The sequence below is a fragment of the Streptomyces sp. NPDC101393 genome (assembly GCF_044767385.1).
GTDB lineage: Bacteria > Actinomycetota > Actinomycetes > Streptomycetales > Streptomycetaceae > Streptomyces.
In genome coordinates this window covers 425,430-446,495 of sequence record NZ_JBIWNU010000005.1, presented here as the reverse complement: position 1 = coordinate 446,495, position 21,066 = coordinate 425,430, and the positions used below count along the sequence as shown (strand labels likewise).

17 protein-coding genes are annotated in these 21,066 nt (G+C 72.8%); 8 read left to right on the top strand and 9 right to left on the bottom strand.

What is annotated here, in order from left to right; genetic code table 11:
* Positions 1-54: 54 nt before the first annotated feature.
* On the bottom strand, positions 55-2,988 hold the full coding sequence (locus ACIRQ7_RS18880; protein ID WP_404263657.1) for an AAA family ATPase: 2,934 nt from the start codon (positions 2,986-2,988) through the stop codon (positions 55-57).
* Between the two features lie 976 nt (positions 2,989-3,964).
* Between ACIRQ7_RS18880 and ACIRQ7_RS18875 the strand changes: the two genes are divergently transcribed.
* Complete coding sequence (locus tag ACIRQ7_RS18875; protein ID WP_404263655.1) at positions 3,965-4,786, top strand: RICIN domain-containing protein; 822 nt, start codon at positions 3,965-3,967, stop codon at positions 4,784-4,786.
* Between the two features lie 154 nt (positions 4,787-4,940).
* Here ACIRQ7_RS18875 and ACIRQ7_RS18870 read toward each other — a convergent pair whose 3' ends face one another.
* On the bottom strand, positions 4,941-7,799 hold the full coding sequence (locus tag ACIRQ7_RS18870) for an AAA family ATPase (RefSeq protein ID WP_404263653.1): 2,859 nt from the start codon (positions 7,797-7,799) through the stop codon (positions 4,941-4,943).
* A gap of 256 nt (positions 7,800-8,055) precedes the next feature.
* On the opposite strand from ACIRQ7_RS18870, the gene ACIRQ7_RS18865 reads away from it, so the two are divergent.
* Together ACIRQ7_RS18865 and ACIRQ7_RS18860 are read left to right on the top strand one after the other, a co-directional pair.
* Entirely contained in the window at positions 8,056-8,688 is a 633-nt protein-coding gene (locus tag ACIRQ7_RS18865) for a response regulator transcription factor (protein ID WP_404263652.1), read from the top strand.
* A 118-nt stretch (positions 8,689-8,806) separates the two neighbouring features.
* Positions 8,807-9,301 (top strand): LURP-one-related/scramblase family protein, encoded by a 495-nt coding sequence (locus ACIRQ7_RS18860; RefSeq protein WP_401464165.1) that lies wholly within the window; start codon positions 8,807-8,809, stop codon positions 9,299-9,301.
* Positions 9,302-9,314: 13 nt separating this feature from the next.
* On the opposite strand, the gene ACIRQ7_RS18855 is transcribed toward ACIRQ7_RS18860, so the two are convergent.
* Positions 9,315-10,103: a carbon-nitrogen family hydrolase gene (locus ACIRQ7_RS18855; protein WP_404263650.1), complete on the bottom strand. Its 789-nt coding sequence runs from the start codon at positions 10,101-10,103 to the stop codon at positions 9,315-9,317.
* Positions 10,104-10,246: 143 nt separating this feature from the next.
* On the opposite strand from ACIRQ7_RS18855, the gene ACIRQ7_RS18850 reads away from it, so the two are divergent.
* On the top strand, positions 10,247-11,071 hold the full coding sequence (locus ACIRQ7_RS18850; protein WP_401464169.1) for a maleylpyruvate isomerase family mycothiol-dependent enzyme: 825 nt from the start codon (positions 10,247-10,249) through the stop codon (positions 11,069-11,071).
* A gap of 108 nt (positions 11,072-11,179) precedes the next feature.
* Here the strand turns inward: ACIRQ7_RS18850 and ACIRQ7_RS18845 are convergent, their stop codons facing one another.
* The 3 genes from ACIRQ7_RS18845 to ACIRQ7_RS18835 form a co-directional block, all read right to left on the bottom strand.
* Complete coding sequence (locus tag ACIRQ7_RS18845) at positions 11,180-12,508, bottom strand: nitrate/nitrite transporter (RefSeq protein ID WP_404263648.1); 1,329 nt, start codon at positions 12,506-12,508, stop codon at positions 11,180-11,182.
* On the bottom strand, positions 12,505-13,188 hold the full coding sequence (locus tag ACIRQ7_RS18840) for a GntR family transcriptional regulator (protein ID WP_404263646.1): 684 nt from the start codon (positions 13,186-13,188) through the stop codon (positions 12,505-12,507). Before ACIRQ7_RS18840 ends, ACIRQ7_RS18845 begins: the two co-directional genes overlap by 4 nt.
* Positions 13,189-13,286: 98 nt before the next feature.
* Positions 13,287-14,171: a GNAT family N-acetyltransferase gene (locus tag ACIRQ7_RS18835; RefSeq protein ID WP_404263645.1), complete on the bottom strand. Its 885-nt coding sequence runs from the start codon at positions 14,169-14,171 to the stop codon at positions 13,287-13,289.
* Between the two features lie 217 nt (positions 14,172-14,388).
* Between ACIRQ7_RS18835 and ACIRQ7_RS18830 the strand changes: the two genes are divergently transcribed.
* Complete coding sequence (locus tag ACIRQ7_RS18830; RefSeq protein ID WP_401464177.1) at positions 14,389-14,565, top strand: hypothetical protein; 177 nt, start codon at positions 14,389-14,391, stop codon at positions 14,563-14,565.
* Positions 14,566-14,650: 85 nt separating this feature from the next.
* Here ACIRQ7_RS18830 and ACIRQ7_RS18825 read toward each other — a convergent pair whose 3' ends face one another.
* From ACIRQ7_RS18825 to pdhA, 3 genes are read right to left on the bottom strand one after another with little or no spacing between them, the layout of a single operon-like run.
* On the bottom strand, positions 14,651-16,129 hold the full coding sequence (locus tag ACIRQ7_RS18825) for a dihydrolipoamide acetyltransferase family protein (protein ID WP_404263643.1): 1,479 nt from the start codon (positions 16,127-16,129) through the stop codon (positions 14,651-14,653).
* Positions 16,130-16,152: 23 nt separating this feature from the next.
* Positions 16,153-17,136, bottom strand: coding sequence for an alpha-ketoacid dehydrogenase subunit beta (locus tag ACIRQ7_RS18820; RefSeq protein ID WP_404263641.1), 984 nt, complete (start codon positions 17,134-17,136; stop codon positions 16,153-16,155).
* 2 nt (positions 17,137-17,138) lie between these two features.
* A complete protein-coding gene (gene pdhA / locus ACIRQ7_RS18815; protein WP_401464183.1) occupies positions 17,139-18,359 on the bottom strand; it encodes a pyruvate dehydrogenase (acetyl-transferring) E1 component subunit alpha in 1,221 nt (406 codons plus the stop codon).
* A 329-nt stretch (positions 18,360-18,688) separates the two neighbouring features.
* Here pdhA and ACIRQ7_RS18810 point away from each other — a divergent pair, with 329 nt between their 5' ends.
* The 3 genes from ACIRQ7_RS18810 to ACIRQ7_RS18800 all read left to right on the top strand — a co-directional run bounded on the left by ACIRQ7_RS18810 (position 18,689) and on the right by ACIRQ7_RS18800 (position 20,986).
* Positions 18,689-19,348, top strand: a complete 660-nt coding sequence (locus ACIRQ7_RS18810) for a response regulator (protein ID WP_404263639.1) — start codon at positions 18,689-18,691, stop codon at positions 19,346-19,348.
* 110 nt (positions 19,349-19,458) lie between these two features.
* Positions 19,459-19,875 carry a pyridoxamine 5'-phosphate oxidase family protein gene (locus ACIRQ7_RS18805; protein WP_404263638.1) on the top strand — a complete coding sequence of 139 codons (417 nt, stop codon included), beginning with the start codon at positions 19,459-19,461 and terminating at the stop codon, positions 19,873-19,875.
* Positions 19,876-19,927: 52 nt separating this feature from the next.
* Positions 19,928-20,986, top strand: coding sequence for a phosphotransferase (locus tag ACIRQ7_RS18800; protein ID WP_404263636.1), 1,059 nt, complete (start codon positions 19,928-19,930; stop codon positions 20,984-20,986).
* The last annotated feature ends 80 nt before the right edge of the window (positions 20,987-21,066 follow it).

The window sequence follows — 21,066 nt, the reverse complement described above, 5'->3', positions numbered from 1 at the left end:
CTTCCGTGCGAAGTGAGCCGCTTCGCGGTGAGCCGACGCGTGGGGGACCGCCGCTCAGCGCGCCAGGGTGCCCAGGGGGTGCCCGGTGCGCACCGCGGCCACGATCTCCGCGCGCGACCGCATGCCGGCGCGGGCGAAGAGCCGGGTCAGCCGGTTGGCCACCGCGTCCTCGCTGAGTCTGAGGACGCTGGAGATCTGACGGTTGGACAGTCCCTCGGCGACCAGCACGGCCAGCAGCTGCTCGTTCTCCGCGGTGGCCTGCTTGCGCCCGGGGACCGGGTTCCCGCTCTCCCGGATGGCGGCGCGGGTGCGGAACCGCCACAGCGACGCACCGACCTCGCCGAACAACTCGTACGCCTCGTACAGCGAGCGCGCCGGGTCACTGCTTGTCGGCGCCGCGTCCAGCAGCGTCACGGCGGTCTCGAACGGCTGGCTCCGGGACCGGGCGAGGCTCACCGCCTCCCGCAGGATGTCCCGGACCGCGGTCGTGTCCTGCCCGGGGAGCCGGGCCGCGCCGCGCAGGTGGAGCAGGTGCGCGCGGGCCCCTCCGGTCCGCTCGGCCACCCGCTCCAGAGACCGCAGGCACTCCACCGCCGAGGAGACCTGCCCGGTGTCCAGGCACACGTCGGCCAGCGCGGCCCACAGCTCGTCCGTGCCGTAGACATATCCGCCGGCCTCGGCGGCCTTCAGGCCTCGCCGCAGCGTCTGCTCGGCGCCGGAGAGGTCGCCGAGCGTCCGCAACAGCTCCGCCTCGGCGCGGTCCAGGAGGGACTCGGCCGGCCCGGTCGCCTGCCCGCGCGCATCGTCGAGGAGACGCTGGGCGCTCCTGGTGCGGCCGCGGGCGAGCAGGAGCGCCGCCCCCCGCTCGGGCAGCAGGTGGTGCCCCGGCGCCGGCGGGTCCGCCTGACCGCTCACCAGGAGCCGCCGCGCCACCGCCAGCGCCTCACCCCACCGGCCCTCCAGGTGGTACCAGAGAAACAGGCTGTACGGAGGGAGTGACTTCTCGGTCATCCCACGGCGGGCCAGAACCGCCCCGGCCTCCCGCAGGTCCCCCGCGCCGAGCAGCTGGTCCACCTGCACCACGGTCACCGCATAGCGTCCGTAGCGCGACAGTTCGTTCACGTCCGCCCAGGTCAGGAACCTGACGAACAGCTCCGGCTCGCCGGTGACGAGCTCGGCCACGGCGCGGAACAGCGCGGGGAGCACCCGGGTGGGCCGGGCGCCGCCCCACTCCCGCTCGGTCTCCGCGAGCAGCTCCAGCGCCTGCGCCCACCGGCCCTGCCCGCACAGCGCCAGGGCCCGCCCGGTCACCTCCGCCGCGACGGGCAGCCGCAACGTCTGCCACCAGTGGCCCGAGGCCAGCCGGTCCAGCCCCATCCGGTCGCCGGCCGCCGCTGTGGACCCCACCATCAGGGCCGCGGTCTCCTGGAGCGCCACGACGCCGAAGCCGGCCGGATCGCGCAGTATCGAGGCGGCGGCGGGCCGGGCGGCCTCGTACTCGCCCGCGGTGTAGGCCATCCCCACGTACCGCCGGGTCAGATCGTCCCGCACCTCCGGCTCCTCGGCGAAGCGGACGGCGGTCCGCAGCCACCGCAGCATCCCGCGCCGGCCCGCGTCGGGGTGCAGCCGGTCGGCCGCCGCCGCCAACTCGGCCACCGCACGCCGGTGATCGGAGCGGGAGTCCACCTCGGCGAGCCGGTCCGGCAGGTAGGTGTCGGAGGCGGACTCGGCCAGGGGCTCCGGCACCGTCCCCCACGCCCCCGCCGTCCGCGCGTCCGCCACGTCCCGGACCGCCTGCACCGCGGCGACCGCGAGCCGGTTGCGTTCCAGGGGGCCCAGCCGGTGACGGACCGTGTGCTCCAGCAGAGGGACGGAGAACGTCCAACCGCGCGCCGAAGCGCCCTCGGGCCCCGGCAGCTCCACCACGACCCCCGCGGCGATCAGGGCGCGCAGGCCGTCGTCCACAAGCGCCACGGGCAAGCCGGTCGCCTCCGCCGCGCGTGCCGCAGCCGACCGGCCCAGCGGCCACAGGACGCTCAGCGCCGCGGCCACCGTGCGGCTCGGCTCGCCCAGCGCGCGCAGGGCCGCGACGAACCGATCCTCGTCCGGCAGCACCGGCGGCGGCGAGCCCGGAATCAGCAGGACGCGGTTGTCGATCCTCCGGATCGCGCCGTCCCGGGCCCACGCCGTGAGCAGGAAGTCGACCGCCGCCGGCACGCCCCCGCTCAAGTCATACATCTCGCGGACCAGTTCAGGGTCCGCGACCCCGTGCAGCCGCCGGCTCACGACCGCGGCGACCTCCGCCCGCTCAAGACGCGGCAGGACGGTGCGGTGCGCGCCGCGGCGGTGCGCCAGGCGCTCCACCCCGCCGCTCCGGCCACCGCCGGGCGGGTGCTGTCCGGCAGCCCCGCCGTGCCGGACCGCCGACACGACCAGCCGTATATCGGGCGCGACGCGCTCAAGGTCGACGCCGCCGAGCAGGTCCAGCGACTCGGTGTCGGCGTTCTGGGCGTCGTCGACCACGAGGGTCAGGGGGGCGGACTGCGCCAGAGCGACCGTCAGCACCTGGACCATGGCGGCCCGATCCCCGCGCTCGACGGCGGCCAGCGCGTCCGCTGCCCCGCCGCCCGCCCACCGCGACCTGGGCGGGGCCTGCCGGTGCCGTTCGAGGGCCTTGACCAGCCGCAACGCCAGCAGCAGCGGGCGCGGGCCGTCCTCGGAGCCGCAGACCAGGAGCGAGACCTCCATCCCCTGCGCAGGCGCCCCGGTGGCGAGGGCGTGGACGAACGTGGAACGGCCGGCGCCGCGTTCCCCCTCGACGACCAGCAGGTTCGGCCCGTCGGAGGCGAAGAGACGCTGCCTGGCGTCATCGAGCGCCCGCTCACGTCCGGGCAGCTGCGCCGGGTCCCGGTCGGCGCCGGCCGTCGGGTCCGCGGGCGGCAGCTGCGCGGCGAAGTCGGCCGCGGCCGGTCCGCTTCGGTTGCCCATGTCTCCTCCAGCAGAGTGCGCCTGCCGGGCCGCCGTCGGCGGAAACGGGCAGCTCGGCGGGCCCGCCGCACGAGCACGGGCCTGGTGTCCGGAGCGGTCTCGGTCGTCACTCACGACTCGGGCGTCACATCAAGGTGTCACGTACAACGAGGCTACGTTCCCCCACGGTCCGGCCCGCACGGCCCCACGACCGGACCGGCCGCGCCCACGGCGGCCGGCGGGATGCTGGATGGCGGAGCAGCCCTGATATGACACGGCAGACCGCGTGCGACAGACCACGCCCGGCCGCGCGCAGGTCGCCCAACGCCCCGCGCAGCACTGCCCGTTTGTACGCGCACCCCTGTACGTCCGCGCCAACCGCGGGGACGCGGGGGAGGGGCTTCCGGGAGAGCAACTAGCATCCTGAGCAGGCGAGGCCGGCCACCGCCGGCCCCCATCTCACCCAGCCACTCCGTCAAGGAGGCACGCCCTGGCTACGCAGTCCTCACGCCCCTCGCGGCGGGAGCCCCGTGACGCGGAAAGTCCGGGATCCCCGGCGCCCTCCGCCGAGTCGGAGGTGCCGGACCCCGGCGCCTCCGGCCCCCCTTCGCCGAGCCCTGCCCCGAAGAGCGCGGCCGGCGCTCCGCTGCGGGGGCGTCTGGTGCAGCGCATGCGGGCCGCGGCGCGTCTGCAGACGCTCACGGACAGCTCGCCCGCGCTCTGGGACCAGGACGCGGCCCGCACGGAGGAACCGCACCCGGGCACCCGCAAGCCGCCGGGCGCGGACGGGGAAGCCGCCCCGTCGACCGCACCGCCGGCGGCGTCACCGCCCACCACCTCCTCGTCGGCGGCAGTACCGGCACAGGCCGCACCCACCCCAGCGCCGATACCGACACCGACGGCACCACCTGAGGAGCCGAAACCCTCGACAGCGTCGGCGGGTTCGACCCCGTCGGCAGGCGCGGCAGCCTCCACGGGGGCAGCGGGGTCGAAGCCGGTGACACCCGCACCGGCGCCGACGCGGCAACGCCATCCCCGCAGGACACTGCTCGCCGCAGTGGTCGGCAGCGCGGCCCTGCTGTCGGTGCCGTTTCTGCTCATGACGTCGGGTTCGCACGGCAAGTCCTCGGACCGTCAGGTCGCCGTGGCCGACGTTCCGCAGGACACCACGCCCGGAAGCCCGGCGCCGTCCTCCTCCGCCTCGTCCCCCTCGCCCTCCGCCTCCGCGAGGCACCACACCTCGAAGCCGAAGGCCGGTACCAGCCATTCGGCCGGGCCCGGCAGCACCGCGACGAAGCAGCCCTCGCCGAAGAGCACGCGCTCAGGCGGTTCGCAGGCACCGACCGTCGCCCGGCTGTTCGGGGGCGCTTCCCAGGTGCTGCTGCACAACCGCGCCACCGGCCTCTGCGCCGACCTGCCGAAATTCGGGCAGGGGTCCCCCAACGGTCCCGTCAACCAGTTCCACTGCCGGCCCGGGGACAGCGACAACCAGACGTGGAAACTCCAGACGGTCCAGGACAAGGGGCCGGGCGGCGCGCGGCTCTTCGTCATCGGCAACACCAAGGACGGCCTGTGCATGGACCTGCCGGACTTCGGCGGAAAGCCGGCGGGCACCAGGGTCTCCGAATTCCGGTGCGACAACAGCACCCGGGACAACCAGACCTGGTACCTCGCACCGGGGCAGGACAACCACTACCAGCTCCGCAACTCCCGCAGCGGCGGCCTGTGCCTGGGCGTCAACGGGGGGCCGGGCGCCGGCCCCGACGCCCGCCTCGAACTGCGGCCCTGCGGACCGGCCGACACCGACTGGTCCTGGTGAGTTCCCCCAGGTTCACCGGGCTCCCCGAGCGCCCGGTGTGATGCGGGGTCCGTCCGGCTCATGAGCCGGACGGACCCTCGCCCTCGCGGCCGGCGGCCTGCGTCCCGGGCGACGCCCCGGCCTCACTCGACGGCCACCGCGCCGCACCCTTCCGTCATCCCAGCGGATCCGTGTGGCCGGACGGCGCCACGGAACGAGCGTCGGCCCTCGGGTCCGGAACATCCGGCAGCAGGCCCAGCCGGGCCAGGCTCCCGTCGAGCCGGGACGCGGCCAACTCCACGCGGCTGCGGCACCCGGTGCGCTGGAAGAGCCGGGTCAGCCGCTGCTCCACGGTCTTCTCGCTGCACGCCATCAGGGCGGCTATCCGCCGGTTGGTCTCGCCGTCGCTCACCAGGTCGATCAGGCGCATGTCGCTCTCGCTCAGCCTGGCCGGCGCAGCCCGCCGTCGGGGCACACTCAGCTTCAGGCCCTTCTGCCGCGCCCGGACGGCGAGCATCGTGCGCAGGTACGTCGACGCCCCGAGTGACTGCGCCTCCCGCACGGCCTCGTCCAACCAGGCATGGGAGTCTTCGTCCACCAGGACCATGCACTCCCGGGCGAGCAGCGCCAGCGGCCGGTCACCGCGCTGCCGCACCAGAAGGAAGGCGGTCCGCACGCTGTCGGCATCGCGGTGGAGCAGCGCCCGCCCCAGGAGCACCGACTCCAGGGTCATCGGGGAGTCCACCTCGTGGTGCAGGGACTCCAGTTCCGCCTGCGCCCGTTCGCAGTCCCGCTCCCGGCCGTCCCGCGAGCCGTACGAGACCAACCGCAGCAGCAGCCGGTCCAGGCCCGCGAGCACGCCGCTCTTACGTGCGCCCTCGACCTGCTGCCACCCCCGCTCGTACGCCTCGTCGGCCTCGCCCGACGCGTGGCGGACGCCCAGCCATGCCCGTCCGATCAGAGGGTGGGAGGCGTCTTCGGGTATGAGCTCCAGCCATGCGCGGGCCCGCTCGTTGTCGCCGCGCATCCAGTGGATCTCGCCCGCCAGGGCCCGGGCCAGCTGGGCGACTCCGGAGGAACCGCGGGACCGGCCGCGCAGTTCGATCCGGCGGGCCCCGGACAGTGCCTCGTCCCACCGGCCGGCGAGGTAGTCGCGGACCACCGCGTGGTACCGCACCGCGGTGCTGTCGCCGACCTTGGCGTACCTGTCCGCCAGCACTGCCTCCAGAGCACCGGCCAGGTCGCCGTACGCGGCGGCATTGCGCAACCGGTCCCAGGCCGCTCCCTCGACCGCCCCCGGCAGGTCGCGCCGGGCCAGTTCGCTCTCGGCCCGCCCGCCCACCACCGCCGCCAGCAGCCGGACCTCCGCCGGCGTGGGCAGCGGGCCGCGAGGGGGCTCGTCCGTCCCGGGCGCACAGTCCGGCACCGTGGGCATCAGCGGGCCGATCCCGTACCTACCGCCCAGCGCCGCCAGCCCCGCCGCCGCCGGCATCCGCCGCAGCGCCGCGCAGCGCCGGACCTCCTCCGCCTCGCTGTGCCGGGGGCCGTGTTCGTGCAGCGCCGCCACGCACCAGGCGCGGGCGCTGAAGTCCAGGTCCGCCCCGGCGTCCGCGGGCGCGGCGTCGAGGGAGGCGAACAACGGCCCCGCCAGCGCCAGCGCCCCCGCGTGGTCGGCGTGGCGCAGGCCCAGTCCCAGCGCCTGGCGCAGCACGCCGGACGCCTCCGGTCCGGGCCGCATACGGTCCAGCGCCGCGCCGTAGACACCGACCGCCCGGGGCGCGGCGAACCGCGCGTACCTGCGGGCCGCCGCCAGCAGCAGCGGCACCGCGACGGTGTCGTCCAACTCCGGCCCGACGGCGACCGCGTGGCCGGCCAGCCGCGGGTGGCCGGTGCCCGCGGACACCGGGTCGAGCTTGTCGAGAACCGCACGCACGATGCGGGCGTGCAGCACCCGCACGTCGCAGGTGGCGGGCAGCGTCCGCAGCGCCGCCGCCAGCGCCGGCACGGCGAAGGCCACCCGTCCGTCGGGGGCGGCGGTCAGCACGCCCTGGGTGAGCAACTGGTCCACCGCGCGGGCGGCGTCGCGCCCGGTCCCCGGGTCCGGCACCGTCATGCGGTGCAGGTCCTCCAGGCGCAACTCGGCGGTGGCGACCAGGCGGGCCAGCGCGGCCGCGATCCGGATGCGTCCGGCGTCCGGCGGGAGGTCCGGCCAGCCGAGGGCGGACAGTTGCTCCGCCTCCCCGCCGAAGCGCAGGCCGCCCGCAGGTTGGATGAGAGCGATGCGGCCGTCCAACTTGACGAGCGCGTCGTCCTGTTCGATGCCGGCGACCAGCGAGAGCAGGGCGCCGGGGTTGCCCCCGAGGGGTCCGAGGGAGTGGGTCACCGCCGTCACCAGGTCGGGCTCGACCGGATGGCCGAGCCGACGCGACAGCAGTTCCCGCACGTCGTCCGGCACCAGCGGGCCCAGGTCGAGCACGTCGTCGGCGGCCAGCGGCAGATGCCCACCGCCGTGTCCCGACGCGGCCGGCCGTGACGCCAGCACCACGGGCAGGCCGGCAGGCCGGAAGACGCGCAGCAGTAGCCCCAGAGCGGAGGCGGTGGCCGGCGGTATGCCGTCGACGCCGTCCGCCACCAGGGAGAACGGGACATGTTCCGCCGCGTCGGTGAGGACCTCGCCGATCGTGGACAGCAGGGCGAGCCCCCCGTCGCGGCCGGCGGTCCGCCGCTCCACCCGCCGGATCTCGGTGACGCGCACCGGCAGCCGGCCGTCGTTGATCCTGCCCAGCAGCCGGCAGACCGCGTCGACCAGCGCCGCCGTGCCCGGCTCGCCCTCGGCCGTCGACAGCCCGAGCCGCAGCACCTTGGCGCCGCCGCGCACCGCCGCCAGGCGGCCGGACTCCACGACACTGGTCTTGCCCACTCCGGCCGCGCCGGTGACCAGCACGGTCCGTGCGGTGCCGGTGGAGCCCAGCACGCGGGCGACCGCGCGGACGTCGTCTTCCCTGCCCGGCAGAGACAGACTGCGCTGCTGCATCGACGACTCCTCACTCCGGGCCCGGCAGGTGATCGCCGGGTGGTGGTCCGAAACTCTGGGGCCGGCCTCGTCGACGGCTGAACCAACTGTGCCATCCGGCTTCCCGGTGTCCGCCGAGTGCCGATCGTCGCTGGTGCCAGGTTTCCCTGTCCTTTGGTGATCAGCAGTTCGCGCCCGGCGGTGATCAGAACCGTACGTGACACGATCGGCGTCTTGACGGACTGAAGAACGAATTCCTTTGTCCGCGGAAGGTGTCATGCCTCAGCAAACGCCCACGCAGAGAGTGGGGGTGGCGATCCACGCCGACGACGCCCTCACTCACGCCGGCCTGACCAGCCACCTCCGGCTCGACCGGCGCTTCTCCGAGACACCCGCGGACCAGGCGGACGTGACCGTGGTCGCGGTGGACACCGCGGACGCCTCCACCCTCAGCCTGCTGCACACGCTGTCCGCATCCGCCGGCACGCGGTTCGCGCTGCTCGTCGGGCGGCAGTGGCAGGCCGACATCTTCGCCGCGGTCGACCGCGGGGTACGCGCCGTGCTGTGGCGCGACAGCTTCACCCCGGCGGCCTTCTCCCAGGCGCTGATGGCCGTCGCACGGGGCGGCGGCAGCTTCCCCCCGCCCCTCCAGGGCACCCTCATGCGGCAGGTCCAGTGGACCCACCACGAGGTCCTCACGCCGCGCGGGCTGACCGCCTCCGGTGTCAGCCCCCGCGAGGTGGAGGTCCTGCGCCTCATCGCGGAGGGCCTGGAGCTGTCGGAAATCGCGGAGCAGCTCGCCTATTCCGAGCGCACCGTGAAGTACGTGCTCTACGGCCTGATGAAGCGTCTGAACCTGCGCAACCGGGCGCACGCGGTCTCCCACGCCCTGCGCACCGGACTGATCTGACCGGCCCGATGTGACCTGCCTGAGGTGACTGCCCGAGGTGACTGCCTGAACGCGCGTTCCGCGCAACGTCACTCCGGTGCATGCGCATTCCGCAGGGCCCCCGGGGAACACGTCAGCCATGAAATATCTCGTACGCGACCGGATCTTCGGCATCGGTGACGACTACTGGATCGAGGACGAGCACGGGCACCACGTCTTCCTCGTGGACGGGAAGGCGCTGCGGCTGCGGGAGACGTTCGAGCTGAAGGACACCGAGAAGCGGGTGCTGATCACCATCCGCAAGAAGGTGCTCAGTCTGCGCGACGCGATGACCATCGAGCGGGACGACGAGACGCTGGCCACCATCAAGCGCAAGCGGCTGTCTTTGCTGCGCAACCACTACCGCGTGGAGCTGGTGGACGGCACGGAGCTGGACGTCAGCGGCAAGATCCTGGACCGGGAGTTCGCGATCGAGTACGACGGGGAGCTCCTCGCCGAGATCTCCCGGCGCTGGCTGACCGTGCGCGACACCTACGCGGTCAATGTCGTACGGGACGACGCCGATCCGCCGCTGCTGATCGCCATCGCGGTGTGCGTGATCCGGCTGGCGGAGCGGGAGCGGGGCGAGGACTGAGCGCGCGGCGGTGCTACGGCCGGTCCAGGCCCAGGACGCGGTCACGCAGGACGGGGAACTCCGCGCGGGTCTTGGCGACCCGCGACGGGTCGAGGTCGACGGTCAGCACCTCTTCGTCCGGGCCGGCCTCCGCGAGCACCTCGCCCCAGGGGTCGACGACGACGCTGTACCCGGCCTCCTCGACGCCCGCGTGGGTACCGGCGGTGCCGCAGGCCAGGACGTAGCTCTGGTTCTCCACGGCGCGGGCGCGGGCCAGCAGCGACCAGTGCGCGCGGCGGCGGGCCGGCCAGCCGGCGGGGACGACCAGCAGCTGCGCGCCGTCCGCGACCAGCTGCCGGAACATTTCCGGGAAGCGGAGGTCGTAGCAGGTGGCCAGGCCGAGGGTGGTGTGCGGCAGCGGGACCGTCACGAGCCGGTCGCCGGCGCCCATCAGAACGGCCTCGCCCTGGTCGAAGCCGAAGCGGTGGATCTTGCGATAGGTCGCGGCGAGCTGTCCGTCGGGGGAGAAGACCAGCGAGGTGTTGTAGAGGGTGCCGTCCGCGGCCCGCTCGACGACGGATCCGGCGTGCAGCCAGACCCCGGCGTCCCGCGCGGCCGCCGCCATCGCGTCATGCGTCGGGCCGGTCACCGACTCCGCCTCGTCGGCGAAGAGATCGATGGCGAAAGCACCGGTCGGCCACAGCTCGGGGAGGACGACGAGGTCGCTGTCCGCCTGCTCGCGGACGAGCGAAGCGACTCGCGTCCGCCGGGAATTGACCGGTTCCGCCGGATCCACACAGACCTGGATCAATGAGGCGCGCACAGTACCACCGCCTAAGCTTTTGAACCGTTCCGCCGTCGAACATCTGCCTACGATGGTCACCCGAAAGCACTGCCGGGGTGCCCGTGCGCAGCGTAACTTAACTGCCAGACAGCAGCCCGCGTACGAACCGTCCGAGGGGTCCCGTGACCGTCCATCCCAGCCTTCAGCCCGCCATCGATGCCTGGACTCACTCCATAGAAGCGATAGGCGAGCTGATGACTCCGCTCGTCGAAGGCGAGTGGAGCAGGGCGACCGACCTGCCAGGGTGGTCCGTCCGCGATGTCGTCTCGCACATCATCGGCGTGGAGTGCGAGATGCTCGGCGATCCCCGGCCGATCCACACCCTTCCGCGCGATCTCTACCACGTGCGCAGCGAGTTCGCCCGCCGCATGGAGGTGCAGGTCGACGTCCGACGGCACCACACCGCGCCGGAGATGCTCAGCGAGCTCGAATACACCATCATCCGCCGCTCCCGTCAGCTGCGTAACGAGAGCCGCGAGCCGGACGCGCCCGTGCGCAGTCCGCTCGGCGAGGAACGCACGCTGGAATTCGTGCTGCGGCAGCGGGCGTTCGACGTCTGGGTGCATGAGCAGGACCTGCGCCGGGTGCTCGACAAGCCCGGCAATCTCGACTCCCCGGGTGCGCAGGTGACGCGCGATCTGCTGGTGAAGGCGCTCCCCGCGATCGTCGCCAAGAGGGCCCAGGCGCCCGCCGATTCCGCCGTGGTCTTCGACGTCAGCGGCCCGGTGGAGTTCATGCGTACGGTCCGGGTGGACGCCGAGGGCAGGGGCACGGTCGACGGCAGCGTCTCGCTCGGCCCGACCGTGACGATCGCACTGGACTGGGATGTCTTCGTGCGGCTGGCCTGCGGCCGGACCCGCCCCGCGGCCGTCGCCGGGCAGATCAAGATCGATGGCGACCGCGAGCTCGCCGAGACGGTGCTGGACCACTTCGCCGTCACGCCCTGAGCGCGTACGGGATCACTCACGCATCCGGCCGGGCCGCTGTTTCACGTGAAACAGCGGCCCGGCCGGGCTGTTGGTGGCGAGGCAGACCCGTCACCCGTCACTCCGTACTCACACGGGGACGTGCACGGCCTCGACCCGGCTCACGACCAGACGCTCCCGCTCCCGGCGCACCGCACGGCGGCGCAGCCGCAGGATCTGTGAGACGCCGACCGCCTCCAGGACGAAGACCGAGGTGAAGGCGATCCGGTAGTTGTCGCCGGTCGCGTCGAGCAGCACGCCGACGGCGAGCAGGGTGGTCATCGAGGCGGTGAAGCCACCCATGTTGACGATGCCGGAGGCGGTGCCCTGCCGCTCCGGCGGGTTCGCGGGCCGCGCGAAGTCGAAGCCGATCATCGACGCGGGGCCGCAGGCGCCCAGCACCAGGCACAGCGTGATCAGCAGCCCCATGGGCGCGTGCGGGGCCGGCCAGGCCAGCGTCAGGGCCCAGAACAGGGCGGTGGTGCCGGCGGTGCCCAGCGCCAGCGGCAGGCGGGCCGCGTGGTGGCGGGCGATGACCTGGCCGTAGACCAGGCCGACGGCCATGTTGGAGAGCACCACGAGGGTGAGCAGTTCACCGGCGGTGCCCCGGGACAGGCCCTGCGCCTCGACGAGGAACGGCAGCCCCCACAGCAGCAGGAAGAACATCGCCGGGAACTGCGTGGTGAAGTGCACCCACATCCCCAGCCGGGTGCCCGGCTCCCGCCAGGCGTCCGCGATCTGTCGCCGGATGAACGCGGCCCCGGTGTGCTCGACCGGCCGGGGCGGCGGTTCGAAGCCCTTCGGGTGGTCCTTGAGGAAGAGCAGCAGCAGCGCCAGCACGACGATGCCGCCGACCGCGCTGGCGGCGAATGTCGGGGTCCAGCCGAAGCTGTGCAGCAGCCGGGCGAGCACGAGGGTGGAGATCAAGTTGCCCGCCATACCGACGAGTGCGGCGATCTGGGCGATCATCGGGCCGCGGCGGGCCGGGAACCACCGGGAGCCGAGCCGCAGCACGCTGATGAAGGTCATCGCGTCGCCGCAGCCGAGCAGGGCGCGTGAGCCGAGCGCGGTGGCGTACGACTCGGAGAGGGCGAAACCGAACTGGCCCAGGGTGTAGAGCACCACCCCGATGGTCAGCACCTTCTTCGCGCCGAGCCGGTCGACCATCAGGCCGACGGGTATCTGCATGCCCGCGTACACGAGCAGCTGGAGGATCGAGAAGGTGGACAGCGCCGAGGCGTTGATGTGGAAGCGCTCGGCGGCGTCCAGGCCGGCGACGCCCAGGCTGGTGCGGTAGGTGATCGCGACGAAGTAGACCGCGACGCCGATGCCCCAGACCGCCATGGCCTTGCGGCCGCCGGGCGGGTCCGACGGCAGCAGGTGGGTGGTGGCGCCTCCGGGACCCGTACTGCCGCTCATCGCACGTCTCCCTGCGCGAGGTGGCGGACCCAACTGACGTGCCGGTGGACGACGGCGGTGGCGGCGTCCGCGTCGCCGGCCCGCAGTGCGTCGAGGATCTCCGCGTGCTCGGTGATGTTCTTGGCGATCCGGTCCGGGTGGGCGTGCATCACCGCGACGCCCATCCGCAGCTGGCGGTCGCGCAGCTGCTCGTAGAGCCGGTCCAGGATCTGGTTGCCCGCACTGCGCACGATGGCGGCGTGGAAGGCACGGTCGGTCACGGAGACGGCGGCCAGGTCGCCGGACGCGGCCTGTTCCTGCATGGTCGCCAGCAGGTCGGTGAGCTCGGCGACCAGGGCGTCGGTCGCGGGGACGGCCTTGGCCGCCGCGTGCTGCTCCACCAGCAGCCGGGTCTCGACCACGTCGGCGATCTCCTGCGCGGAGACCGGCAGCACCAAGGCGCCCTTCTTCGGGTAGAGCCTGATCAGGCCCTCGACCTCCAGCCGCAGCAGCGCCTCGCGTACGGGAGTGCGCGAGACCCCCACGGCCTCTGCCAGCTCACCCTCGGTGAGCAGCATGCCGCCCTCGTAGCGGCGCTGCAGGACGGCGTCCTTGATGTGGGCGTAGACCCGCTCGGCGGCCGGCGGCTGCTTGGCGGGTGAGTGATCGGCGGGGGCGGTGGAGGTCGGCACGGGTGGCATGCGCACAGGATAGATACAACAGGTATGCGTCCGTCAGGACATTCCGCGATGCGGACGACGGCGCGGGTGAGGCAGGCCGGTACCCGCCCGCCCGGCCCTCAGCCCGCCGCCATCCGCCCCTGGGCGACCAACCGGTCCACGACCTGCGAGTGGGCGGGCGCACAGCGCTCGCGCGCCTCCTGGCGGCCGAACCACGCGTACGCGGCGATCTCCCGGCCGGGCACCGGGAGGATGTCCTGGGGGCCGCCGGTGAAACAGGTCATGTGCAGCCGCCGCCCGTTCCTGCCGTGGGCGACGTCATGGATCACGAACGCCTCGGACAGCTGCCCGGCGGGGATCACCAGGCCCAGCTCCTCGGACAGCTCGCGCGACAGCGCCTCGGCGGCGGTCTCCCCCGGCTCGTACTTGCCACCGGGCAGGTAAAAGGTGTCGTTGCCGCGCGTCCGGACGCTCAGCAGCCGGCCGTCCCGCACATGCAGCCACGCCACCGACCGCAACGGCGCGGCGCGCTCCAGGGCGATCAGCTCGTGCCCGGTCTCCTCGTCCACCCGCCGTGCGCGCTCCGCGAAGCCGAGGCGGTCGTAGAAGCGGCGGGCGCGGGCGTTCTGCTCGAACACCTCCAGCGTGAGCGCGCCGCAGGACGCCGCGGCATGTTCCACCAACGCGCGCCCGACACCGTCCCCTTGCGCCTCCGGTGCCACGAACAGCCCGCCGATCTCCGCGGCCTGCCCGCCGGTGTCTGCCCCCTGCGCATACCCCCGCCGGGCCCCGAGGAGGCCGAGCAGCCCGATGACCGTGCCGGCCCGTTCGGCCACCCAGTTCTCCGCCCGGGCGAGATGCACCTCGCGCAGCACCCGGGCCCGTTCGCCCACGCCCTCCCCTTCGATGAAGGGGTGCGCCTGCCGCGCCGCCCGGGACCAGAGGTCCACCGCCGCGTCCTCGTCGGACGACCGATACCGCCGGATGATCATTTCGTCGCTCACCCGGCCGACCGTAAACAGCCCGCCCGGCAGCGGCAAACGCTTTCCGGGCACGTCCGGCCGGGGGGTGCGGCCAACCGCCCTCTGCCCAAAGGGGGATGGCGCATACGACTCAAGGCTGACGAGAGTCCGTACCTGACGCGTACGGATCGGCCCGATTGCCATGACTCAATAGAGGCACGGTGCCGGGGAGGCGCCGTCAGCCGAGGGGGAGAAGACCATGCAGCCCAGGACGAACGCAGGCCGGCGCACCCGGAACGCCGCCGTGGTGGCCCTGATCGTCACCGCCCTGTGGGCAGGCGCCGCCCTCGCCCGCGGTGCCGCGCACGCCGACGAGTCCACTCCGACCGGCCCGGTGGCGCACTTCAGCCGCGCGGTGAACCTCATCCGGGGCTGACCACCCCGGACGACCGGTGGCCCGGCTGCGAGACGCAGACGGGCCACCGGTGTTTCGCGTGTGCCGCCGGAAGCGGCCGGGCCGCTCAGCCCCAGGTGATCAGCCGCTTGGGCCGCTCCAGCACCGCCGCGATGTCGGCGAGGAGCTTGGAGCCCAGTTCGCCGTCGATCAGGCGGTGGTCGAAGGACAGCGCCAGGGTGGTGACCTGGCGGGCCTTCACCTTGCCCTTGTGGACCCACGGCTGGAGCTTGACGGCCCCGAAGGCGAGGATCGCCGACTCCCCCGGGTTGAGGATCGGGGTGCCGGTGTCGACGCCGAAGACGCCGACGTTGGTGATGGTGACCGTGCCGCCGGACATCGCCGCCGGGGAGGTCTTGCCCTCCCGTGCGGTGGCGACCAGCTCGCCCAGTTCGGCGGCGAGCTGCGGCAGGGTCCGCACGCCGGCGTCCTTGATGTTCGGGACGATCAGGCCGCGCGGGGTCGCCGCCGCGATGCCGAGGTTGACGTACTCCTTGTGGACGATCTCCTGGTTCGCCTCGTCCCAGGCGGCGTTGACCTCCGGGTGCCGCTTGATCGCGACCAGGAAGGCCTTGGCGACGAGCAGCAGCGGATTGACGCGCAGGCCCGCCATGTCCGGGTCCTGCTTCAGCTCCTGGACCAGCTTCATCGTGCGCGTCACGTCGACGGTGATGAACTCCGTGACGTGCGGCGCGGTGAAGGCGCTGGTCACCATCGCCTGCGCGGTGGCCTTGCGGACGCCCTTGACCGGCACCCGACGCTCGCGGGTGACCGGGTCGAAGCCCTCGGCGGCGGCCGGTGCGGCCGGCCGGTCGGCGGGCACGGACGGCGCCGCCACGCTCTGCGCCGGGGCCGCCGCCGGAGCGGCCGCCGCGTGCACATCGTCGCGGGTGATGACCCCGTCCGGACCCGTCGGGGTGATCGAGGCGAGGTCGATGCCGAGGTCCTTGGCGAGCTTGCGCACCGGCGGCTTGGCCAGCGGCCGGCCGGCCGACGGGACGGTCACGGCGGGCGCGGGCGCCGCCGGGGCGGCCGCCACGGGAGCCACCGGGGCAGGGTGCCCGTTCAGCTCCGCCTGGAGCCCCGCGCGCACCGGCTCCTGCTGCGGCGGCACACCGTTCGCGGCCTTGCGGGGGCGGCGCTTGGTCGAGGACGGTGCGGCGCCGTAGCCGACGAGCACGGCCTGGCGGCCCTGCGGCTCGGCGTCCTCCTCGGCGGCGGGCGCCGCGGGCTCGGCCTCCGCCGGAGCGGCGGCGGCCGGGGATGCCGGTCCGGCGCCGGGGTCGGTGTCCACCGAGATGATGACGGTGCCGACGTCGACGGTGACGCCCTCGCCGAAGTTCAGCTCGTGCACCACCCCGTCGTAGGGAATGGGCAGCTCGACGGCCGCCTTGGCGGTCTCGACCTCGCAGACGACCTGGCCGTCGCTGACGGTGTCACCCGGCTGGACGTACCACTTGAGGATCTCGGCCTCGGTGAGCCCCTCGCCCACGTCGGGCATCTTGAATTCGCGGAAGCGCTGGTCGTTGGCGGTACTAGCTGTCATGGTCACGACTCTCCTCAAACCCCTCAGTACGCCAGCGCGCGGTCAATGGCGTCGAGTACCCGGTCCAGTCCCGGAAGGTACTCATCCTCCAGCCGGGACGGCGGGTAGGGCGAGTGGAATCCGCCGACCCGCAGGACCGGGGCCTCCAGGTGGTAGAAGCAGCGCTCCGTGATGCGGGCGGCGATCTCCGCGCCCGTACCGAGGAAGACCGGGGCCTCGTGGACCACGACCAGCCGCCTAGTCTTCTGCACCGAGGCCTGCACGGTGTCGAAGTCGATCGGCGAGAGCGAGCGCAGGTCGACGACCTCGATCGACTTGCCCTCCTCGGCCGCGACCTTCGCGACGTCCAGGCAGACCTTCACCATCGGCCCGTAGGCGGCGAGCGTGAGGTCGGAGCCGGCGTGCGCGACCCGGGCCGTGTGCAGCGGATCCGGGATCGACTCCGTGTCCAGCCGCGACTTGTCGTGGTAGCGCCGCTTGGGCTCGAAGTAGATGACCGGGTCGTCGCCCGCGATGGCCTGCTGAAGCATCCAGTAGGCATCGGAGGAGTTCGAGGGGGAGACGCACTTGAGGCCCGCGACATGCGCGAACAGCGCCTCGGGGGACTCGGAGTGGTGCTCGACCGCACCGATGCCGCCCGCATAGGGGATGCGGATGACGACCGGCACCTTGACCTTGCCCAGCGCACGGGCGTGCATCTTCGCGAGCTGGGTGACGATCTGGTCGTACGCGGGGAAGACGAACCCGTCGAACTGGATCTCCACGACCGGGCGGTAGCCACGCAGGGCCATACCGATCGCGGTGCCGACGATGCCGGACTCGGCCAGCGGGGTGTCGATCACCCGGTCCTCGCCGAAGTCCTTCTGCAGCCCGTCGGTGACGCGGAAGACGCCGCCGAGCTTGCCGACGTCCTCACCCATGATCAGGACCTTCGGGTCGGCCTCCATGGAGGCCCGCAGCGAGGCGTTGATCGCCTTCGCGATGGTGATCTTCTCGTGGACGGCCATGATCAGTTCCCCTCCGCGGCGGCATCGGCGTCGGCGAACGACGCCTGGTACGCGGCGAACTGCGCGCGCTCCTCATCGACGAGCGCATGCCCGTCGGCATAGACGTTCTCGAAGATCGCCATGGTGTCCGGGTCCGGCATCGAGCGCACGACATCGCGCACCCGCTTGCCCAGGGCGTCGCTCTCCTCGTCGATCGAGGCGAGGTAGGCGTCGTCGACGATGCCCTCGGCCTCCAGGTACGTCCGCAGCCGCAGGATCGGGTCCTTGGCCTCCCAGGACAGCGTCTCCTCGTCGGCCCGGTACTTCGTCGGGTCGTCGGAGGTGGTGTGCGCGCCCATGCGGTACGTGAACGCCTCGACCAGGGTCGGGCCCTGCCCGGTGCGCGCCCGCTCCAGCGCCGCCTTGGTCACGGCGAGACAGGCCAGGACGTCATTGCCGTCGACCCGTACACCGGGGAAGCCGTAGCCGCGGGCGCGCTGGTAGAGCGGCACCCGGGTCTGCTTCTCGGTGGGCTCCGAAATCGCCCACTGGTTGTTCTGGCAGAAGAACACGACCGGGGCGTTGTAGACCGCGGAAAAGGTGAAGGATTCCGCGACATCTCCCTGGCTGGAGGCGCCGTCACCGAAATACGCGATGACCGCGGAATCCGCGCCGTCCTTCTGCACGCCCATCGCATAGCCGGTCGCGTGCAGCGTCTGCGAGCCGATGACGATCGTGTAGAGGTGGAAGTTGTTGGTGTTGGGGTCCCAGCCGCCGTGGTTGACACCGCGGAACATGCCCAGCAGGTTCGTCGGGTCGACGCCGCGGCACCAGGCCACGCCGTGCTCGCGGTAGGTCGGGAAGACGTAGTCGTCGTCGCGCAGCGCGCGGCCCGAACCGATCTGCGCCGCCTCCTGGCCCAGCAGCGAGGCCCACAGGCCCAGCTCGCCCTGGCGCTGGAGAGTCGTCGCCTCGGCGTCGAATTTCCGCGTCAGCACCATGTCGCGGTAGAGACCGCGCAGCTCTTCGGGGGACAGGTCGATGGCGTAATCCGGGTGCTCGACCCGCTTCCCCTCCGGGGTCAGCAGTTGTACGAGCTGATCCTGCTCCGCCGGGGCGTCGAGGCCGGTGGCCTCGGCCGATGACGTCTTCGCGGCCGACTTCGCCGGTGACGCCTTTTTGGCGGTGGTGCGCTTGCTGCCGGCGCGGGTGGTTTTCCGCTGGGCAGTGCCTTCCACGGTCACGTGCTGCTCCTCCGTCTGTCCGGCCCCCGGGGTCCGCCGGTGGCCGTATTGCGGCTCACCCGGTATCCGATACGGCGCACGGGGTGTGTGCGAACGCGGCCGGATCCGGGTGGAACAAAGCGCCCCGGACAGTGGCCTGCTTCATTGCACGTTACCCATTGTCAAAGCTTAAGTGGAAACGGCGCTGACCTGCGATTTTGATTGGATTTCCAAGTAAATCGCGAGGGCTGGGAACAACTCCTGGTCACAGCGTTGCAGGCCGCCGGGACAACGGCACGTTATATCGCTGACCTGGAGCACGGGAAGACTTCGTGTGCAAGAGTGGGGAGGTGCGCGAAGACGGAAAAATCACGGTTTTCCTGCTCGATGACCATGAAGTGGTCCGGCGGGGTGTCCACGAAATGCTGTCGGTCGAAGAGGACATCGAGGTGATCGGCGAGGCCGGCACCGCCGCAGACGCCCTGGTCAGGATCCCGGCGACGCATCCGGACGTAGCGGTGCTCGATGTCCGGCTACCGGACGGCAGCGGCGTCGAGGTCTGCCGCGAGATCCGTTCGCAGAACGAGGACATCAAATGCCTGATGCTCACCTCGTACGCGGACGACGAGGCCCTTTTCGACGCCATCATGGCCGGTGCGGCCGGTTATGTCCTCAAGGCCATTCGCGGCAATGAGCTGCTGTCCGCCGTACGCGATGTGGCGGCCGGCAAGTCGCTGCTCGACCCGGTGGCCACCGCCCGGGTCCTGGAGCGGCTGCGCGACGGGAACGCCGCCAAGGGCGACGACCGGCTCGCGAACCTCACCGAGCAGGAGCGCAAGATCCTCGACCTGATCGGCGAGGGCATGACCAACCGCGCCATCGGCGAAAGCCTCCACCTCGCCGAGAAAACGATCAAGAATTACGTCTCCAGCCTGCTCTCCAAGCTCGGCATGGAACGCCGCTCCCAGGCCGCCGCGTACGTCGCCCGTCTGCAGGCCGAAAGGCGCTGACCGGCACGCTCGGCACGCCCTTGGCACGCTCGGTGACCGGGACCAACGTCCCGTTCTTCTCGGGGCCGCCGCCCCTACTTCCCCACGGGCCGCACCGGCAGGGTGAGCACATGCCCACCGACGACCACCGCGCCATCGAGCTGCTGAGCCGCACCCCCTACGGACGGGTGTCGGCCAGCCGGCGGGCGCTGCCCTTCACCACCATCACCCGGCATCTCGTGCTGGACGGGCGGCTGGTCCTGCGGCTGCACCGCGGCTACGGCTACCACCAGGCCCTGGACGGCAGCGTCGTCGCGTATGAGGCGGACAACATCAACAGCGGCGAGAGCGACGCCTGGTCCGTGCAGTTCACCGGCACCGCCCGCGTCATCGAGCCCACCGCGGCCGAGCGCGAGCTGTTCGGCCGCGCGCCGCGGCTGGCCGACGGGGTGCCGTTCGAGGCGGTGTTCCTGCGCATCGAGCCCGAGTTCGTGACACGGCACCACCTCACGGATGTACCGGTCTTCCGGTATGCGCACTCTGCGTAATTCCTTCCGGTAAGCCCGCTTCGACCCCCGCAGTTGATCTAACATCTGGCGCGTGCTGCGCTCATCTGTAGCCCGGATGGCGGCGACGCCCGACGGGCACTCCCTCGCCTCCCTGCTGCGCCACTACACCGGCGCCGGGCGTCCACTGTCCTGCGAACCGGTCGCCGAGGGCCTGCTCAACCACGGCTACTTCCTCGCCACCACCCACGGCCGCTACTTCCTCAAACACCACCTCGACGGCGACCGCACCGCCCTCGCCCGCCAGCACCGCGCCACCCTGCGGCTCGCCGCGCTCGGCCTGCCGGTCGCGCCCCCGGTCGCCGACGCGGACGGCCGCACGGTCACCGTCCTGGACGGCCGCTGCTACGCCCTGCACCCCTGGGTCGAGGGCCGGCACCTCGGCGGCGCCGCGCTCACCCACGGCCAGTCCCGCCGCCTCGGCGCCCTGCTCGGGCTGGTGCACACCGCCCTGGAACAGGTCATGGCCGACGCCGTACACCCCCCGCGCCCCCCGCACACCGACGCCGCCGCCGACCCCGAGCAGACCTTCGAGATGATCGACGAGCTGCTCGCGCTGGCCCGCGTCACCCACCCCCGCACCAGCTTCGACGAGCTCGCCGAACACCGGCTGCTGGAGCGCCGCGCCCTCCTGGAACGGCAGGCCCACCGGCGCCCCGCCCCGGGCGCCGAACCCGCGGCGGGCTGGGTGCACGGCGACTTCCACCCGCTGAACGTCCTCTACCGCGGCGCGGAGCCCGCCGCGATCGTCGACTGGGACCGGCTGGGCGTCCAGCCGCGCGCCGAGGAGGCGGTACGCGCCGCCGCGATCTTCTTCGTCCGGCCCTGCGGCACCCTCGACCTCGCCAAGGTGGCGGCATACGCGGGCGCCTACCGCAGCGCCTGCGGGGCGGGCGCCGACGAGCTCGCCGCGGCCGTGCACCGCGTCTGGTGGGAGCGGCTGAACGACTTCTGGATGCTCACCTGGCGCTACCGCCTCGGCGACCGCCGCACCGACCCGCAGTTCCCGGCCTCCGCGGCCCTCGCGGTGTGGTGGACCCGCGAATACGCGGCGGTACGGGACGCCTTCACGGGCTTTCGGGGCGCGAACTGAGACGGCGGGGGGGGGGCCCCGGGGTGGGGGGGCCCCCCCCCCCCCACCGGGGGGGGGGGGGGGGGGGGGGGGGGCGGCGG

What these genes read in the sequence shown, in the direction of transcription:
- ACIRQ7_RS18880 (WP_404263657.1), bottom strand. Translation starts at nt 2,988, where the DNA reads ATGGGCAACCGAAGCGGACCGGCCGCGGCCGACTTCGCCGCGCAGCTG.
- ACIRQ7_RS18870 (WP_404263653.1), bottom strand. Translation starts at nt 7,799, where the DNA reads ATGCAGCAGCGCAGTCTGTCTCTGCCGGGCAGGGAAGACGACGTCCGC.
- ACIRQ7_RS18865 (WP_404263652.1), top strand. Translation starts at nt 8,056, where the DNA reads ATGCCTCAGCAAACGCCCACGCAGAGAGTGGGGGTGGCGATCCACGCC.
- ACIRQ7_RS18860 (WP_401464165.1), top strand. Translation starts at nt 8,807, where the DNA reads ATGAAATATCTCGTACGCGACCGGATCTTCGGCATCGGTGACGACTAC.
- ACIRQ7_RS18845 (WP_404263648.1), bottom strand. Translation starts at nt 12,508, where the DNA reads ATGAGCGGCAGTACGGGTCCCGGAGGCGCCACCACCCACCTGCTGCCG.
- ACIRQ7_RS18840 (WP_404263646.1), bottom strand. Translation starts at nt 13,188, where the DNA reads ATGCCACCCGTGCCGACCTCCACCGCCCCCGCCGATCACTCACCCGCC.
- ACIRQ7_RS18830 (WP_401464177.1), top strand. Translation starts at nt 14,389, where the DNA reads ATGCAGCCCAGGACGAACGCAGGCCGGCGCACCCGGAACGCCGCCGTG.
- ACIRQ7_RS18825 (WP_404263643.1), bottom strand. Translation starts at nt 16,129, where the DNA reads ATGACAGCTAGTACCGCCAACGACCAGCGCTTCCGCGAATTCAAGATG.
- ACIRQ7_RS18820 (WP_404263641.1), bottom strand. Translation starts at nt 17,136, where the DNA reads ATGGCCGTCCACGAGAAGATCACCATCGCGAAGGCGATCAACGCCTCG.
- ACIRQ7_RS18805 (WP_404263638.1), top strand. Translation starts at nt 19,459, where the DNA reads ATGCCCACCGACGACCACCGCGCCATCGAGCTGCTGAGCCGCACCCCC.